Source organism: Magnetococcales bacterium, assembly GCA_015228815.1.
Lineage (GTDB): Bacteria > Pseudomonadota > Magnetococcia > Magnetococcales > UBA8363 > UBA8363.
Genome location: JADGCV010000030.1, coordinates 36,546 through 52,090 on the forward strand (window position 1 = coordinate 36,546; position 15,545 = coordinate 52,090).

Here is a 15,545-nt window from a genome sequence, read left to right on the forward strand (position 1 = left end):
GAAATTCCGCGCTTTCAATTGGCGTTTCAAAGGTGTATGGTGTGTATCATGGCCATTCCGGCACCATCGTGGTGGCCCTGACGGATGGGAATATGGTTGCTCCCTTGTCCCATGCCTGGGGCAGGACATGATTCGTCATTCCATCGTTCCAGAACATCCGGCAATGCCGTATACTCCTACCATTACATTCGTTGAAGCGCCGATCTTTTCTCGGCTGGTTCATTGCTATTTGGATGATACCGAATATGCGGCACTTCAATGGTCCCTGGCACTGCATCCGGAGTCGGGCGATGTCATCCCCGATTCGGGCGGGGTGCGCAAACTGCGATGGAAGGCCATGGGATGAGGGAAACGGGGCGGCCTTCGCATCATCTATTATTGGCGTAACGCGGCTGGGGAAATCTGGTTGTTGACTCTCTACGCCAAAAATGAAGCCGAGAACATCCCGGCAGGTGTGTTGTACAAGCTACGCAAGGAACTGGAGGAAACATGACCACGGGACGAAACATCGGCCAGGAACTCCTTGATGGAGTCCTCGCCATCAAAGATGGCCAGGGGCGGCGTGTCACGGTGTGCATTCCGGATGCGCACACGGTGCGAGAACGCATGGGGCTTTCCCAGTCCGCATTCGCCGGACTGCTGGGGGTGAGCATCCGCACTCTTCAAGATTGGGAACAGAGACGGCGTGTCCCTTCCGGCCCGACCGCATCCCTGCTGCGCATCGCCGAGCGCCACCCTGATGCCCTGATGGGGTAGGCCTACCGAATGTTCGGCCTGCCGCGACGGCAGGAAAAGGGGACTCCTTTCACCCTTTGGCCGGGCGCCCTCCTGAAAGGCGTATCGGGGCAAGGAAATCCGTGAACACCATCCGGATGCTTTGCTGGCGGGGGTCGGCTGGCAGGTGATCAACAAAATCCGGAAAGGTGACGGTGACGCATCCCAGGCATGATCTGCCTGCGGGCACGGTGCGTTCAATTTGGAAACATGCGGGGATCAAGCCATGAACTTCCAAAGGTTGAGGTCGTATCGTTGCCTAAAATTTACGCCAACCAAGGAGGTTGAACCATGTTGACCATCACCCTGCCCGATGACTTGGCGGAAGAGTTCCGGTTGATGGCTGAGGCGAACGGAAAAACCTTGCCTGAATGCGTCATTGTGACCATCCGGCGTTACTTGGAGGAACTGGAAGACCGACAGGACACCGAAGACGCACGGAAGGCATTAGAGGAATACCGTCGCAATCCTGGCACGGCAGTTACCATGGATGAAATATTGAAAGAATATGGTTTGGCCAGGGAAGAGTTGCCATGACCTACGCGGTGGTTTGGGATGACATTGCCCGTCGGCAACTGCGCAATCTGGACCCGACAACACGGAAACGGGTTATCAAAAAGGCGGTAAGCCTGGAATCAAATCCTCGTCCACAGGGAGCCAAGAAACTATCAGGACTGCCCGACACTTGGCGCATTCGCGCTGGGGACTATCGGATCACAAGGATTCGGACTCCGACTACGGAGTGACCGTTCCCACCTGCCCGGATGTTTTTCCGCCGGATTGACCCTGGACGAAGCCGCCACCATGGCTGTGGAGGCCATTCAAACCCATGTGGAAGGCTTATTGCTGGATGGCGCGGTCCTCCCCGATCCCCGTTCTTTGGAAGAGCATCAGGCCAACCCGGATTTTGCGGGGGCCGTGTGGGTGCTGGTGTCGGTGGACATGGGCAAAATTTCGGGCAGGGTCAGACGGGTCAACATCACCATCCCGGAACCGGCCCTGGTGCGCATCGACCAGTATGCCCGGACCCACGGGGAAACCCGTTCCAGTTTTCTGACGAGGGCAGCGCTGCAAGCCATGCGCTGAATATGGAAGCGAAACTCTTGACCAGGCATGGTAATGAGAGGTACAAAAAACACTCTCGGACCTGTGGGCAGTTTTTTGGGTTCTTGCAGGGAAGAACAAGAAGCCGACATATTCGCCGACACCTTGTGGATGGACAGAAATCGACGGACAGGAGATAGTGATTATGATCGATTGCGCCGTGATTCCTGCGGGTGGGAGGGGTTCTCGTGTCACGGCAAAACGCAAGGACCGGAATCTGATCAAGGTTCTTCTGCCCATCGATGGAAAACCGGTTCTTCAGGAAAATATCGAGATTGTCCGGGATCGCCTGGGAATTCGCCGAATCATCATCATTATCGGGCATCATGGAGATGAAGTCCAAAAGTTTCTTGGAGATGGCGAACCTTTCGGCGTCAGGATTGAATATCTCTATACCGATGTGGACAAGGGGTTGGTGGAAGCGCTATTGCTCGCCGAGCCACACGTCAGAGGCCATTTTGTCCTGCTGTTGAGTGATGGGTTTTACCTGAACTGCAATCATGAAACCCTTTTGCCTCTGGACTACGCAACGATTGATGGCGTGGTTACCTACATCCACCATTACAGCCATGAGGACATATCCAGTTCCTTCTCCATCAATCTGGCCCCGAATGGCAACCGGGTCTCTTATCTGGTAGAAAAACCACAAACTGTCAACAATGACATGCTGGGTTTGGGAACATTCGTGCTCAGCAAAGAAATATTCGAATATTTCAGAAATGTACATGTCAATGAACGCACTGGAAACCGCGAATTTATTGACGCGATTTCTTTTTTCGCTCAGGAGAGGCACGTCATTGGCCATATGTTGACAGGCTTGTACGTCAATATCAATACAACCGATGATTGGCATTTTGCTCAGTTTCTTGCCCGCCGCCATGTTTTCGACGAAACCAGAAAGAGTCTGGTTATCCCAACGTATAACGAAAACGAGTCCATTCTCTTCGTGTTGAACAATTTCCATGAGTGTGTCGATGAGATTGTCGTAGCGGATGGTGGCAGTTCCGATGGTACGGTGGAAAAAGTTGAAGGATTTCGCGATCGCTGTGCCTGCGCACTGATCCTGTTGAGAGGACCGTTTCGTGGCTATGGCGATGCTTTGCGACAGGGAGTGGAGGCAAGCACGGGCCATATTGTGACCTTTGTGGAGGCCGATGCTACATTCCGATCCCAGGACCTGTCAAAAATGTACGAATATATTAAAGACTGTGACATGGTTCTCGGGACGCGCACAACACGCCAGATGATCTGCCAGGGGGCCAACATGAATGGTTGGCTGCGTTTTGGCAACGTGCTGGCCGCCAAAGGGATTGAGTTTCTGTGGTGGTTCAATGGCGAACCCCGCATTACGGATGTGGGATGTACCTATCGCACTTTTTGGAGAAATCGTTATGAGGAAATCAAACATAATTTTGTCGGTCAGGGGCCGGAATTTTCTCCAGAGATGATGATCGAATTTATTAGAAATAATAAAAGAGTTATCGAGATTCCGGTCAGTTACTTTCGCCGGGTCTCCGGCGAATCAAAGCACTCGCGAGGAATCCTGGGGGTATCAAAAACCGCATGGCGCATGTTGGTGCTGACGCTGAGGAAGCGGTTTTCCAGAGCTTTCGGAACGGTCTATCCATAAACTTTCAAGTCAAACGAGGTTTATCAATTACCAGGAGATCGTCAAGGTTGTTGCACTATAAAAGCTGGGGTGGCTACCCCTCTACCCCTCAGACGGGTGTTCCCCTGTATTGGGGCCAAGACCTTCTTGTACAATTGGCAAGGTATCCGGAATCAAAGGTGCTTCCTTTTGGTAACGGTCGTTCCCAGGGGGACGTGTGTCTCAATGGCGGGGGAATTCTTGTGGGTACCCGGTCCATGGATCGGTTTCTTCACTTCGACCATCTCCAGGGGACCATTATTTGCGAATCGGGGGTGTTGCTTGGGGAGCTGATGGAGATGACCGTGCCCAGAGGCTGGTTTCCCATCGTTACCCCGGGGACCCGGTTCATCACCATCGGTGGAGCCATCGCCAATGATGTCCATGGGAAAAACCATCACCGGGCAGGAAGTTTTGGCAATCAGGTGCTGCGCTTGGAACTGTTGCGTTCCGATGGTCAGAGATTGATCTGTTCGCCAACGGAAAATCGTTCCTGGTTTGAGGCAACTATTGGTGGTCTGGGGCTTACAGGGTTGATATTATGGGCCGAACTGCGTCTCCGCCCCATAGCCAATCCCTTGATTCATCAGCAAGTCATCCGTTTTTCCCATCTGGATGACTTCTTTGCCATCTCTGTCGATTCCGATCAGGATTATGAATATACTCTGGCCTGGGTCGATGGGCATGCAACGGGAGCAAATCTGGGACGGGGTGTTCTGACTCGGGGAAATCATGCAGGTTTTTTCACCGATTCCCATCGCCAGGTTGCGCAACCCGCGCTGCAACCCAGTTTTCCGGTAACGTTACCATTTTCATTGGTTAATCCATGGACCGTATCGTTATTCAACAAATTTTATTACCATAAGCCCATTCGCAAGGATGGCTATTCAACAATTCATTATCGCCCTTTCTTTTATCCGTTGGACGGTATTTTGCATTGGAACCGTGTTTATGGTCGTGGTGGGTTTCTGCAATACCAATGTGTTGTTCCAACTGCACATGGTCGCGATGCCATGAAGGAGATTTTATCTCGTATTGCGGCAACGCGGTTGGGTTCCCTGATTGCAGTTCTCAAGATTTTCGGCGCGGTTTCCTCTGTGGGGCTGCTTTCTTTTCCCCGTCCGGGTGTTACCCTTGCCATTGATTTTCCTAATCCTGGACCGCGAACATTGGAGCTTCTATCCAAACTGGATGGAATCGTCAGACAGGCTGGTGGAGCGGTCTATCCGGCCAAGGATGCCCGCATGAGTCCTGAGGCTTTTCACGACTACTATCCGAAAACGGATCGATTTCGGGAATTTATCGATCCCCGATTTTCATCGCAATTTTGGCGGCGCATCCGTGGGGGGAATCCATGAGGAAGATACTGGTCATGGGAGCTACATCGGCCATTGCCCAAGCAACAAACCGATTGTTTGCTCAGGATGGGGACTATCTGTTCCTGGTGGCACGCAACAGGGAAAAACTGGAAAGCATATCCGCAGATTTGGCACTTCGAGGTGCGGGACGTGTGATAACCGTCGTTCAGGATGCCAACGCCACGGAAGGTCATGCGGCATTGGTCAAACAGGCTGCTCAGGCATTGGGTGGGCTGGATACGCTATTGGTGGCCCATGGACTGCTTCCAGATCAGAAGCAGTGCCAGGCTTCGTGGACAGCGACACGTCAGGCCTTGGAAACCAATGCCTTGAGTATTCTCTCTCTGCTCACACATGGCGCAAACCATTTTGAAGCCCAAGGACATGGTACCATTGCCGTCATTTCGTCAGTTGCTGGAGACAGGGGTCGGCAGAGCAATTATGTTTACGGCGCTGCCAAGGCGATGGTTTCGACTTTTCTCCAAGGTTTACGCAATCGGTTGCACGCCTCGGGGGTTACGGTGGTTACGATCAAACCGGGTTTTGTGGATACACCCATGACAGCTTCCTACAGTAAGGGGCTGTTGTGGGCCCAACCCGAACAGGTCGCCCGGGACATCCATGAAGCGGTTGTCTCGAAGAGGGAGATTTGTTATACCCCATGGTTTTGGCGCTGGATTATGTGGGTGATTCAGCATCTTCCAGAGTGGCTGTTCAAACGCCTTTCCCTATAATTTTCACCCATGAGATGGATCCGAATCCAGGATGTGTTTGGAATTGCTTCGGGTCAACAAGTGAAATCAGGATTTTGTATCGTAAACCAACCAGTCGTCTGACTCGATAATACGCTTGCAGCAATTTTGTTTAAGAAATTTTTCCATGGTTGCGGAACGATCAAATTTATAAAAGATGATATATCTATAATGGGCATAGAGTTCATCTCCCAGGACATCAAGGGCATTTCCAACTCCGGCTTCCTCAACGACATTAACCCCACCATACTGTCCAAGGGCATACATGATCGCCGGTTCCCTTCCATAATAATTCTGTATCAAAATTTCTTTCCGCGCTTCTTTATTGGAATCCAGGTTCCATTCACTGGATAGAAACTTCCTCTTGGTAATTCGGGCCATGAAATCCGTGGCTTTGTAAAACGGGTCGTCATCGGGAAATTTTGCATCGCTATTCATAAAAAGATAGGCGTACTGATGCTTCTCAAGGATATTCCCTACCTTCTGGGATATTTCATGGTATCTTTTTGATGAAGAAAAAATGCTAAATATGTTGTCTTTGAAAAACAGGAAGAAGGAAACAAACGCCGCCATCGTGACAAAAATAACACGAATATTTGAGCCGCTCTTGATTAGATGATTCGTTTCCAGAAGTCTTTCGACATCGTGCGCACCACACCCGGCAACCGTGGCAAAAAAGGGTACGAGGATAACGGAGTAGTATTCATGGGGGTAGTTTATTGGAAACATGAAGTAATACACTGGTACAATGGTCAGAAGAACAAGATTCTCAGGGGATTTCTTTATCTTGATGAGTGATAGAATCCCAATTGAATATAATAGGAATACGAAGGGATTTCCGAGATCCAGCAGGATCCTGGAAAGGAGTGTCTTGATTAATTTGAGGGCATTGGGCTCGATTTTTCCAGCGTGGAGGAGGACCATGGAATTCCCATCATGGAGGATGGTCACGGCAATCCATGCAACGAGAGAAAGAAAAATAATAGATGTGTATAATACAACCAAATAATTGTATTTAAAATAATCCACAACCGATCCAAGAAAATTGTCCCTCTTGATAGACTGGAAAAAATGAAAAAGAAAGAATAACGTGACAGGAAACAAATAGACAGCCTTGATCATTGCTGCCATGGAACCTGTCAATATATACAGAAAGACTGTTACTTTATGGTTGTCACCGCGAGTAATCTGGACAAGAAGAAAGAAAGCGACCGTCCCACAGAGTGCCGATAAGATGTCCGGGAGAACCGATGGATGGAATAACAGGCTGATTGGCGACACCAAGTAAAATAATGTGCCATATAATCCCACCACAGTATTAAATAAGATTCTTCCGATATAAAAGACAAATAATGATGTAATAATCCCAAAGAATATATTAACCGTTCGTGAGGTGATCAGCGTTTCGCCAGTATACTTCGACAGCAAGAACATGGAATATTGAAACAGGGGTGCCTCGTAAAGTTTGTTGGAAGGCCACGGTTCATAATTTATTTTGTACTTAAGAAAATCAACATCATGATCTTCATAGGAATCGATATTGGATAGCGTATGAAGTTGCCTGAATTGGTGGGCCCCAAAAAAAGGATCATCGATTCCGATAAATTTTATGGCTGTCGATAAGCAAAACAACCCCGAAAATACAGCGAAAAAAATGATCTTTCGAAGGCTCATTAATGGCCTGCTCCAATATGATTGACGACCAGGAATGATTCAGGCATGTGACCGCAAACCAATCCACCAGGGCATATACAATTTCCGGATGTCCATATGGCTATGTTGGCGGCAGAAAATCTGGAGTGACGGAGCTTAACGAAGAAGGTATTTGACGCAATTTCCAGGACAAGATGGTGGGCGGTAGAAGAGTTGAACTTCTGACCCCTACCGTGTCAAGGTAGTGCTCTCCCACTGAGCTAACCGCCCGCTGTGATCCGCCCGAAGCATGGGTCGAATCAGACTCTGTCGCAGCATGAATTGCCATGGTATCCGAACGCCGTTATCCGCACAGATTCTAACGTTTCAGGTCTTAAAGTCAATGGAAAAACGTGATCCGGGCGCGAGGAAGTTTGATGTTCATTGTTCAGTCCAGTCCGGCGAGCCAGTAGAAGAAGGTCAGGGACCAGTGCATGGGGGTTTGGAGGAGGGGGCCAAGGCTGCCCGAAAACGCAAGAATGATGATGATCGGCAGGCCGAATTTTTCCATCCGGGCCAGCTTGCGGTTGAGCGGAAAGGGAAGGATCGCCGTGGTCACCCGGCCACCATCGAGGGGGGGGACGGGAAGCATGTTGAAAACAGCGAGCAGCACATTCATTTGAATGGCCGCCATCAGCATCGAGGCGAGGGGATCGATCATGAAGGGGGGGAGGAAAAAGACCATCCGAAACAGGAGGGCACAGATGGTCGCCAGGAGGACATTCATGACCGGTCCCGCAATTGCCACCGAGAGAAGGGCGAGACGGAAGGAGTTCGGGGAAAAGTTTCCCGGATTGATCGGGACCGGTTTGGCCCCGCCAAAGACGATCGGATGCCCGGTCGTTGCCAGTGTCGTGACCAGCATGACGACCGGAATGACGATGCTCCAGAGCCAATCGATGTGGGGTAGTGGATTGAGGGTCAAACGTCCATAGGCGGCAGGGGTCGGGTCGCCGAATCGGGTGGCGGCGAAGCCGTGGGCCCATTCGTGGAGGGTTACGGCAAGGACGATCCCTGGGGCCCAGGTGATGATTCCCGTGATGATCTGGCTGGTGGTCATCATGATGCAGTTCTCCGAGAAACTTCGAACCATTACCGGTCGGGAATGTTTGCGGGAATCTTGTCGCGGTCGATGACCAGGTTACCGTTTTCAAGATGGAAACAACGGTCCGACTGTTTGGCCAGATCACCATTGTGCGTTACCATGAGGCAGGTCAGGCTCATGGTCCGGTTGAGGGTCTTCAAGAGTGAGAAGACCTGCGTTGCCGTTGCCTGATCCAGATTGCCCGTCGGTTCGTCCGCCAGCAACAGCACGGGGTTGGTGACGATGGCTCGGGCGATGGCGACCCGTTGCTGCTCCCCACCGGAGAGTTGACCCGGACGATGGTGCAGTCGGTGGGTGAGTCCCACCTGGGAAAGGGATTCTTCCGCCCGCGCCAGGGACTGGTTCCGGGGCAGGCGTCCGATCAACAACGGCATGGCGACATTTTCGATGGCGGAAAACTCGGGCAGCAGTCGGTGAAATTGATAGATGAAGCCGATTTTTCGATTGCGGTGTCGTGACAATTCCCTGGATCCCAGGGAGAACACATCCACGCCATCGAGAAAAACGTGACCACTTGTGGGACGATCAAGGGATCCGAGAATTTGAATCAAGGTGCTTTTTCCCGAACCCGAAACCCCCAACAGGGCAGACATCTCTCCGGAATGAAGTGTCAGGTCCACTCCTTTCAACACCTCGGTCAGACGTGATCCCGAGGAAAAGCTTTTGGTCAATCCCTGGGCCTCCAGGAGGGGATGATCATTCATAGCGCAAGGACTCCACCGGATCGACCCCCGCCGCGCGCCACGCGGGATACAAGGCGGCGCCGAGGCTCAAGAGCAGGCTGATGGCGACGATCCAGCCGACATCATTCCACAGAACGACCGAGGGGACATGATCGATGTAGTAGACATCGCCATGAAGGATTTGGATCGAAAATATTTTTTCGATCTGTCCCAAAACCGCCTCCAGATTGAAGGCCAGAAGCAATCCCAATCCCATTCCCGACAAGGTTCCGGTAATCCCGATGACCCCGCCGTTGATCAGGAAAATGGCGATGATGCCCGCCGAGGTCGCCCCCATGGTTTTCAGAATGGCAATCTCTTTTCCTTTTTCCATCACCACCATGATCAGGGAGGAAATGATGTTGAAGGCGGCAACGACCACGACAAGAAACAGGATGGTGAACATGGTGGCCTTTTCGACCTGTAATGCCTTGAAGAAGTTGCGGTTCATCTGCATCCAATCCTGCACGACGAAGGTTGGATCCAGTTGACGGGACAATTCATGGCCGATTTCGAAAGCCAGATTGGCGTCGGGGGTCATGAGGTCGATGCCGCTGACCTCATCGGATTGCATCCTCATGAGGGTTTGGGCATCTTCGAGATGGATGTAGGCCAGGGACGAATCGTATTCATGCATTCCCGAATCGAACAATCCCACCACCTTGAACCGCTTCATTCGTGGCAGAGTGCCCATGGCGGTGACATTGCCCGCGGAGGTGATGACGGCGACGTGGTCTCCCGGTTCGACGCCAAGATTCAATGCCAGGTTCTTGCCGAGTATGATTCCGAACGCGGCCAGATCTTCCAGTCGGCCATGGATCAGGTTGCGGTGGAGGGCGGAAACATTTTTTTCAAAAGTGGGATCGATCCCTCTCAGGGCCGCTCCCAGGGAGGTTCTCGCCCCTTGAATCATGGCATGAGCGGCGATGAATGGCGCCGCTCCGGTGATTCGTGGATGGGCGCGGACCTTTTCCAGAAGGGGGGGATAGCGGGTGATCGATCCCGAATAGGAACGGATATTGATTTGTCCCGTCACACCAAGAATCTGTTTTTGCAATTCTTCCCGAAATCCGGTCATCACCGCCAATACCACGATCAATGCCGCGACGCCCAGGGCGATCCCTCCCATGGAAAGAAAGGTGATGACCGAAATGAAGTGCTGCGACCGTTTGGCCCGGAGATAGCGTAGCCCAATGAACCATTCATAACGATGAATACGCATGGCATCTACCCTGAATCCCTGGAGCGCATCTGCGGAAACAGGATGACATCGCGAATCGCGGCGGAATCGGTCAGGAGCATCACCAGGCGATCGATCCCAATCCCCGCGCCGCCGGTCGGGGGCATTCCGTATTCCAGGGCGCGGATGTAATCATCATCGAAGTGCATGGCCTCCAGATCGCCCGCATCCTTGGCGCGCACCTGGGAATGGAAACGTTCCGCCTGGTCCTGGGGATCGTTCAATTCCGAGAAGGCGTTGGCAATCTCCCAGCCACCGATGAACAGTTCGAATCGTTCCGCGACCAGGGGGTTATGCACGGAGCGCCGCGACAGGGGGGACACGGAAACCGGGTAATCCTTGATGAAGGTCGGTTGAATCAGTTTTTCCTCGACGGCTTCCTCGAACAGTTCCAACAGAAGAACGCCCTCGTCCCATTCCTTCGTCGTATCCAGACCGAATCGGGCCGCCAATTCCATCAAACCGTCGCGGCTTGTGACCTGATCGGCGCTGACGCCCGCGTGGCGCACCAATGCTTCGCCCAGGGTCAGCCGCGGCCAGGGAGGGGTGAAATCGATTCGGCGCCCCTGATGTTCGACCACAAGGCTTGAATCATTGACCTCGGCGACAACCTGGCCAATCAAACGTTCGATGAAGGACATCAGTTCATCATAATCGGTGAAGGCCTGGTAGAATTCCATCATGGTGAATTCAGGATTGTGCCGGGTCGATAGACCTTCATTGCGAAAGTTGCGGTTGATTTCGAACACCTTGTCGAATCCACCGACGATCAGCCTTTTCAGATACAGTTCGGGGGCGATCCTCAGGTACAGGTTGCGGTCGAGGGCATTGTGATGGGTGACGAACGGCCTTGCCACGGCACCTCCCGGGATGGGGTGCATCATGGGTGTTTCGACCTCCAGAAACCCTTGTTCTTCCATGCGGTCGCGCAGGATGCGCATGATGCGGGAACGTTTCTTGAACAGGGTCCGGACTTCGGGATTGACGATCAGGTCCAGATAGCGTTGGCGGTAGCGGGTTTCGATGTCTTCAAGGCCATGCCATTTTTCGGGCAGTGGCCGCAGTCCCTTGGCCAACAGTTGAAATCGGGCCACCCGTACCGTCAATTCACCGGTTTTGGTGCGAAACATCGCCCCTTCGACCCCGATCCAATCGCCGACATCGAATTTGCGGAAGACCTGGGCATACAGTTGTTCTCCCACTTCGTCGCGCTGTACAGCGACCTGCATGTCGGCGGTGGCATCGCGCAGTGTGGCGAAGACCAGTTTGCCAAAATGACGATAAAGGATGATCCGTCCGGCGACACGGACCTGGGTGGCGGCCAGGGTTTCGCTGTTTTGCTCCGGACCATGCCGGGACAGGACCTCGGCCAGTGATTGTTGTGGCCGGAATTCGTTGGGATAGGGTTCGATGCCCATCTGAACAAGCGTCGCGAGTTTTTCCCGGCGCACGAGAATCTGGGCGTTTTCTTCCTTGGACATGGACTTCCCTTTTGTAAAATAAATCGGTCCGCTTGATCGGGGTTGGACGGATCAGCCGGAGATCCTTTGCGCCAGTGCGGCACGGATAAACTCATCAAGGTTGCCATCCAGAACGGCGTCGGCATTGCTTTTTTCGACGTTGGTCCTGAGATCCTTGACCATCCGGTAGGGATGCAGGACGTAGGAGCGGATCTGATGGCCCCAGCCGATGTCGCTCTTGGCATCATTGATCGCCTGGGCCTCGGCCTGACGTTTGTCCAGTTCCAGTTGATACAGCCGCGCCCGGAGCATTTTCATGGCCTCGTCCTTGTTGCGATGCTGCGACCGACCGCTTTGACATTGAACGACGATGCCGGTGGGATAATGGGTGATGCGGATGGCGGAGGAGGTCTTGTTGACATGCTGTCCTCCCGCTCCCGAGGCGCGGAAGGTGTCGATGCGCATATCCTTGTCGAAAAGCTCCACGGTGATGGAATCATCGATTTCGGGATAGACGTACACCGAGCAGAAGGAGGTATGGCGCCGGGCGGCGGCATCAAATGGGCTGATCCGAACCAGGCGGTGAACGCCACCCTCGGTCTTCAGATAGCCATAGGCGAACTCACCTTCGATGCGGACACTGACCGATTTGCATCCCGCTTCCTCTCCTGCCTGATAATCCTGGATCTCCGTGGCATATCCATGCGTTTCGCACCAGCGCAGGTACATGCGCAGGAGCATCTCGGCCCAGTCCTGGGATTCGGTGCCACCCGCTCCGGGATGGATTTCCAGAAAGGCATTGTTGATGTCCGCCTCTTCGGAAAGCATTCGTTTCAGTTCAAGGTTTTCCACCCGGGCGAGAAGGTCTCGGGCCGCTTGATGGATTTCCTCCTGGACCGACTGGTCCGATTCGGCGCTGGCGAGGGTGAAAAGTTCCCGGTTGTCGGCGAGTTCCCGTCCCAGGCTTTCCCATTCGCCGATGGTTTTTTCAAGGCGGCTTTTTTCCTGCATCAGGATGCGTGCCTGATCGGGTTTGTTCCACAACGACGGGTCTTCGCTCAGTGCCTGGACCTCTTCAAGCCGTTTCTTTCCGTTTTCGTAGTCAAAGATGCCCCCTTAGGAGAACCAGCTTCTCCTGGATGGCGTCGAAGATTTTTTCAATATTTTCATCCATGATGATCGCCGTTTCGTCTTGACATGAGCCAATCTTGACCTCCTACCATTGTGCGTGACGGAGTCTATCATTTCTTGCCGTGTTTCGTCATCCTGCGCTCTTGAAAAAAAGGAACGCCATCCCTACACTCCATTTTACGAGCCATTACGAAAGGAGTCATCAAGATGCTGTATGCCATCATCGGAGAGGATGTTCCCGACAGTCTGCAAAAGCGTCTTTCGGTACGTCCGGCCCATCTGGAGCGGCTTGAATCGTTGCAGCGGGCGGGGCGGCTGCTTGTGGCGGGACCGTTTCCCCGCGAGGCGGGGGAGGGGTTCACGGGAAGTTTGATCGTCGCCGATTTTTCTTCTCTGGAGGAGGCGCAACGATGGGCCGACGCCGATCCCTATATTCAAGCCGGGGTCTATTCCTCTGTCGCGGTCAAACCATTCAAGAAGGTTTTCGGTCCCGCAGCTGGATGAGGGGACGGATCCGTTCCGTGGATCATCCGTGTTCCTCTTGCCGGTAGATGGGCACGCCAACCCGACGAATGTGTTCCAGAAGTGGCGGATAACGTATGCCATCGAAGGCTTTGACATCGAACGTGTAGGGAATGGGCAGCTGGTCCAGGGCTTCGGCCACCGCTTCGGCACTGAGCCCGTCCGCCATACCCACCAGGGCCAGATCCACATCCGAATGGGGTCGAAAGTTGCCCTTGGCGCGGGAGCCAAAAACAATCACCTCTCGAATCTCCGGCACTTGCCGGAACACCGTGCGCATCAAGGCAATCTCCCGCACGCTCAAGCCTGTGTCGGTCATGACGCCACCGACCGCATCAGGAAAAACTCATGCAGATGGTCGAACGCCACGAAATAACGTTCGGAAACCTGTGTCAGGGCTTCGTCGAAAATCTGGAAATCATACGTGTGGGAAAGCAAATTTCGATGGTGCAGGATGTCCATCCACACCTGGGCGTCATCCAGAATACCCACGGAAAACGCTTCCTTGAGCACCTTGCGGGGTGTCGCCTCCTTGATCACGACTCCCTGGCTTTCCAGATAATCCTTAAGGGTTTTCCATGCCAACTCGAAAGCGAACTCGAAGCGTTGGATCGCTCCCTCTTTTTCGAGTCGCGAAAGTGATGCCATGCCCCGGTCCTGTACCTCCCGCAACAATACGAAGGCACGGTCAAAGTTGTCGAAACGCTGTTTCCAACGGATGTCTTCCATGTGCCTTTCCCATTGGCCATGTAACCGGGCATTGTTTTTTGGGTGTTACCGGGAAATGTTCCGGTATGGAATGAGTTTTCATGATGTTGCAGTATCCGTCCGATTGTCCCCGATGCGCAATCTGGGATCAATGTAGGGACGGATTTTTTCGAGATAGAGAAAAATCACCGGGGTGATGTACAGGGTCAGCCATTGGGAAAGGACCAACCCGCCGACGACGGAATCCCGGGGACAACCGGAATCCCGGGGACAGTATATTCATTTTCCTACCGCAATCTGGATTCCATGGACACCATACTCAATTCAGTCCTTCATCGTTTCCCCGGAGCAAATGATACCGAAAACGGAACATTCTCCATTTATGTTGTAGTGCAGCATGGAAAAATTCCGAATCCGTTTCGGTTGTCGATTGAGCGTGTTGGAAATGTTCACGACATTGATAATAAAAAATATTTTCCGATATGGTCAGAACCATGTCCAGGGCCAAGGAAGATAAGGTTCGCCTTGTATCGATTGGTTACCGGAAATCTGCGCAAACTTTTCTTGGAAAACGTTGTCACGTCTTGTCCGAGAAAACATCGCCCAAGGACTGGGCATCGAAGATACGAAGGCTCCATTCCTCCAATAAAGGCGGTTCGGCCATGGCTATTTTTTCGTTAGCCCATGCGGGCAGATCGCCAAAGCGGCGTTGTAGCTGGCGAGTTAATATTTTGGCCTCGCCTTCCTGCCGTCCTTCCTGCCGTCCTTCCCATTGACCAGCACCATAGGTGGAGAGTACAAAGCTTGCCTGGTCATGCAGTTCTTCCTGATAACGTTCGTAGGCCTTGCGCTCTGTCTCTGGCAATTGCAGGATGTCAAGTTTTTCTTTTGCTTTTTTCAGTCCACGAGCCGTAAAATCATCACGGATATCGGAATTTTTCAAAAAATAGACCCACTCGTCCAGGGTGTCGCGGGCGACATCATCAAAATTTCTCACCTTGATCAAATAGTGCTCTGGGAAAATAGCGGCTACCGAAGGGCGTTGAAACAATGCCTTCTGCCCCTCGTCCAAAGCCAGTTCTTCCTGGGTGTGCAACCCCCTGAAAGAAGTGTTGCCTACATAAACATAATCGCTGCCGTGCCCCAGATCAAAATAGAGAATGCTGATGGTGATGACCTTGATGACACTGGCGTAAGGTTTTCCTTCCGTCATGTGTTCGGTGATGGCCTTGGCGGTGCTGAAGAGTAACCTCTGTAGATAGTCCCACTCACGTTCATATTGCAATTCAACGATGACAATCTCATCCCGGGTGTTTTTGATCTTGAGAT

17 protein-coding genes, 1 tRNA gene and 1 pseudogene are annotated in these 15,545 nt (G+C 52.5%); 9 read left to right on the plus strand and 10 right to left on the minus strand.

Annotated features, from left to right (window positions below):
- Nucleotides 1-181 precede the first annotated feature (181 nt).
- The 8 genes and pseudogenes from HQL76_12830 (at nt 182) to HQL76_12865 (ending at nt 5,618) form a co-directional block, all read left to right on the plus strand.
- Nucleotides 182-493 (plus strand): annotated as a pseudogene (locus HQL76_12830) (transcriptional regulator).
- Entirely contained in the window at nt 490-756 is a 267-nt protein-coding gene (locus HQL76_12835; GenBank protein MBF0110050.1) for a helix-turn-helix domain-containing protein, read from the plus strand. Before HQL76_12830 ends, HQL76_12835 begins: the two are co-directional and overlap by 4 nt.
- Before the next feature lie 167 nt (nt 757-923).
- Entirely contained in the window at nt 924-1,004 is an 81-nt protein-coding gene (locus HQL76_12840; GenBank protein MBF0110051.1) for a type II toxin-antitoxin system HicA family toxin, read from the plus strand.
- A 61-nt stretch (nt 1,005-1,065) separates the two neighbouring features.
- Nucleotides 1,066-1,311, plus strand: a complete 246-nt coding sequence (locus HQL76_12845) for a hypothetical protein (GenBank protein ID MBF0110052.1) — start codon at nt 1,066-1,068, stop codon at nt 1,309-1,311.
- Nucleotides 1,312-1,530: 219 nt separating this feature from the next.
- Nucleotides 1,531-1,860, plus strand: a complete 330-nt coding sequence (locus tag HQL76_12850) for a type II toxin-antitoxin system HicB family antitoxin (protein MBF0110053.1) — start codon at nt 1,531-1,533, stop codon at nt 1,858-1,860.
- A 163-nt stretch (nt 1,861-2,023) separates the two neighbouring features.
- The gene (locus HQL76_12855; protein ID MBF0110054.1) at nt 2,024-3,508 is read left to right on the plus strand and encodes a glycosyltransferase; all 1,485 of its coding nucleotides are present in this window, start codon (nt 2,024-2,026) and stop codon (nt 3,506-3,508) included.
- Nucleotides 3,442-4,884 carry an FAD-binding oxidoreductase gene (locus HQL76_12860; GenBank protein ID MBF0110055.1) on the plus strand — a complete coding sequence of 481 codons (1,443 nt, stop codon included), beginning with the start codon at nt 3,442-3,444 and terminating at the stop codon, nt 4,882-4,884. Before HQL76_12855 ends, HQL76_12860 begins: the two co-directional genes overlap by 67 nt.
- Entirely contained in the window at nt 4,881-5,618 is a 738-nt protein-coding gene (locus tag HQL76_12865; GenBank protein MBF0110056.1) for an SDR family oxidoreductase, read from the plus strand. Before HQL76_12860 ends, HQL76_12865 begins: the two co-directional genes overlap by 4 nt.
- Before the next feature lie 66 nt (nt 5,619-5,684).
- On the opposite strand, the gene HQL76_12870 is transcribed toward HQL76_12865, so the two are convergent.
- The 7 genes from HQL76_12870 to prfB form a co-directional block, all read right to left on the minus strand.
- Nucleotides 5,685-7,310 (minus strand): glycosyltransferase family 39 protein, encoded by a 1,626-nt coding sequence (locus HQL76_12870; protein MBF0110057.1) that lies wholly within the window; start codon nt 7,308-7,310, stop codon nt 5,685-5,687.
- A 174-nt stretch (nt 7,311-7,484) separates the two neighbouring features.
- A tRNA-Val gene (locus HQL76_12875) sits at nt 7,485-7,559 on the minus strand.
- A gap of 157 nt (nt 7,560-7,716) precedes the next feature.
- Complete coding sequence (locus HQL76_12880) at nt 7,717-8,391, minus strand: site-2 protease family protein (protein ID MBF0110058.1); 675 nt, start codon at nt 8,389-8,391, stop codon at nt 7,717-7,719.
- A gap of 29 nt (nt 8,392-8,420) precedes the next feature.
- Nucleotides 8,421-9,137, minus strand: a complete 717-nt coding sequence (locus HQL76_12885) for an ABC transporter ATP-binding protein (protein ID MBF0110059.1) — start codon at nt 9,135-9,137, stop codon at nt 8,421-8,423.
- Nucleotides 9,130-10,377, minus strand: a complete 1,248-nt coding sequence (locus HQL76_12890) for a lipoprotein-releasing ABC transporter permease subunit (protein ID MBF0110060.1) — start codon at nt 10,375-10,377, stop codon at nt 9,130-9,132. The genes HQL76_12885 and HQL76_12890 overlap by 8 nt, the downstream gene beginning before the upstream one ends.
- A gap of 5 nt (nt 10,378-10,382) precedes the next feature.
- Nucleotides 10,383-11,876 (minus strand): lysine--tRNA ligase, encoded by a 1,494-nt coding sequence (gene lysS, locus HQL76_12895; protein ID MBF0110061.1) that lies wholly within the window; start codon nt 11,874-11,876, stop codon nt 10,383-10,385.
- Nucleotides 11,877-11,927: 51 nt separating this feature from the next.
- Nucleotides 11,928-13,029 (minus strand): peptide chain release factor 2 gene (prfB, locus tag HQL76_12900; GenBank protein MBF0110062.1). Its coding sequence is split into 2 segments (ribosomal slippage): nt 11,928-12,959 and nt 12,961-13,029, totalling 1,101 coding nucleotides; the frame shifts between segments, so codons are not numbered across the junction.
- A 164-nt stretch (nt 13,030-13,193) separates the two neighbouring features.
- Here prfB and HQL76_12905 point away from each other — a divergent pair.
- Nucleotides 13,194-13,490 carry a YciI family protein gene (locus tag HQL76_12905; GenBank protein ID MBF0110063.1) on the plus strand — a complete coding sequence of 99 codons (297 nt, stop codon included), beginning with the start codon at nt 13,194-13,196 and terminating at the stop codon, nt 13,488-13,490.
- 22 nt (nt 13,491-13,512) lie between these two features.
- Here the strand turns inward: HQL76_12905 and HQL76_12910 are convergent, their stop codons facing one another.
- The 3 genes from HQL76_12910 to HQL76_12920 all read right to left on the minus strand — a co-directional run.
- Nucleotides 13,513-13,827 carry a nucleotidyltransferase domain-containing protein gene (locus HQL76_12910; GenBank protein MBF0110064.1) on the minus strand — a complete coding sequence of 105 codons (315 nt, stop codon included), beginning with the start codon at nt 13,825-13,827 and terminating at the stop codon, nt 13,513-13,515.
- Nucleotides 13,824-14,237, minus strand: a complete 414-nt coding sequence (locus tag HQL76_12915; GenBank protein ID MBF0110065.1) for a nucleotidyltransferase substrate binding protein — start codon at nt 14,235-14,237, stop codon at nt 13,824-13,826. Before HQL76_12915 ends, HQL76_12910 begins: the two co-directional genes overlap by 4 nt.
- A 556-nt stretch (nt 14,238-14,793) precedes the next feature.
- On the minus strand, nt 14,794-15,545 hold a 752-nt coding region (locus tag HQL76_12920), incomplete at its 5' end, for a PD-(D/E)XK nuclease family transposase (GenBank protein ID MBF0110066.1).

Excerpts from the sequence above, each read along its gene's own strand:
- HQL76_12835 (MBF0110050.1), top strand. The coding sequence starts at position 490 with ATGACCACGGGACGAAACATCGGCCAGGAACTCCTTGATGGAGTCCTC.
- HQL76_12845 (MBF0110052.1), top strand. The coding sequence starts at position 1,066 with ATGTTGACCATCACCCTGCCCGATGACTTGGCGGAAGAGTTCCGGTTG.
- HQL76_12855 (MBF0110054.1), top strand. The coding sequence starts at position 2,024 with ATGATCGATTGCGCCGTGATTCCTGCGGGTGGGAGGGGTTCTCGTGTC.
- HQL76_12860 (MBF0110055.1), top strand. The coding sequence starts at position 3,442 with ATGGCGCATGTTGGTGCTGACGCTGAGGAAGCGGTTTTCCAGAGCTTT.
- HQL76_12865 (MBF0110056.1), top strand. The coding sequence starts at position 4,881 with ATGAGGAAGATACTGGTCATGGGAGCTACATCGGCCATTGCCCAAGCA.
- HQL76_12870 (MBF0110057.1), bottom strand. The coding sequence starts at position 7,310 with ATGAGCCTTCGAAAGATCATTTTTTTCGCTGTATTTTCGGGGTTGTTT.
- HQL76_12880 (MBF0110058.1), bottom strand. The coding sequence starts at position 8,391 with ATGATGACCACCAGCCAGATCATCACGGGAATCATCACCTGGGCCCCA.
- HQL76_12885 (MBF0110059.1), bottom strand. The coding sequence starts at position 9,137 with ATGAATGATCATCCCCTCCTGGAGGCCCAGGGATTGACCAAAAGCTTT.
- HQL76_12890 (MBF0110060.1), bottom strand. The coding sequence starts at position 10,377 with ATGCGTATTCATCGTTATGAATGGTTCATTGGGCTACGCTATCTCCGG.
- lysS (MBF0110061.1), bottom strand. The coding sequence starts at position 11,876 with ATGTCCAAGGAAGAAAACGCCCAGATTCTCGTGCGCCGGGAAAAACTC.
- HQL76_12905 (MBF0110063.1), top strand. The coding sequence starts at position 13,194 with ATGCTGTATGCCATCATCGGAGAGGATGTTCCCGACAGTCTGCAAAAG.
- HQL76_12910 (MBF0110064.1), bottom strand. The coding sequence starts at position 13,827 with ATGACCGACACAGGCTTGAGCGTGCGGGAGATTGCCTTGATGCGCACG.
- HQL76_12915 (MBF0110065.1), bottom strand. The coding sequence starts at position 14,237 with ATGGAAGACATCCGTTGGAAACAGCGTTTCGACAACTTTGACCGTGCC.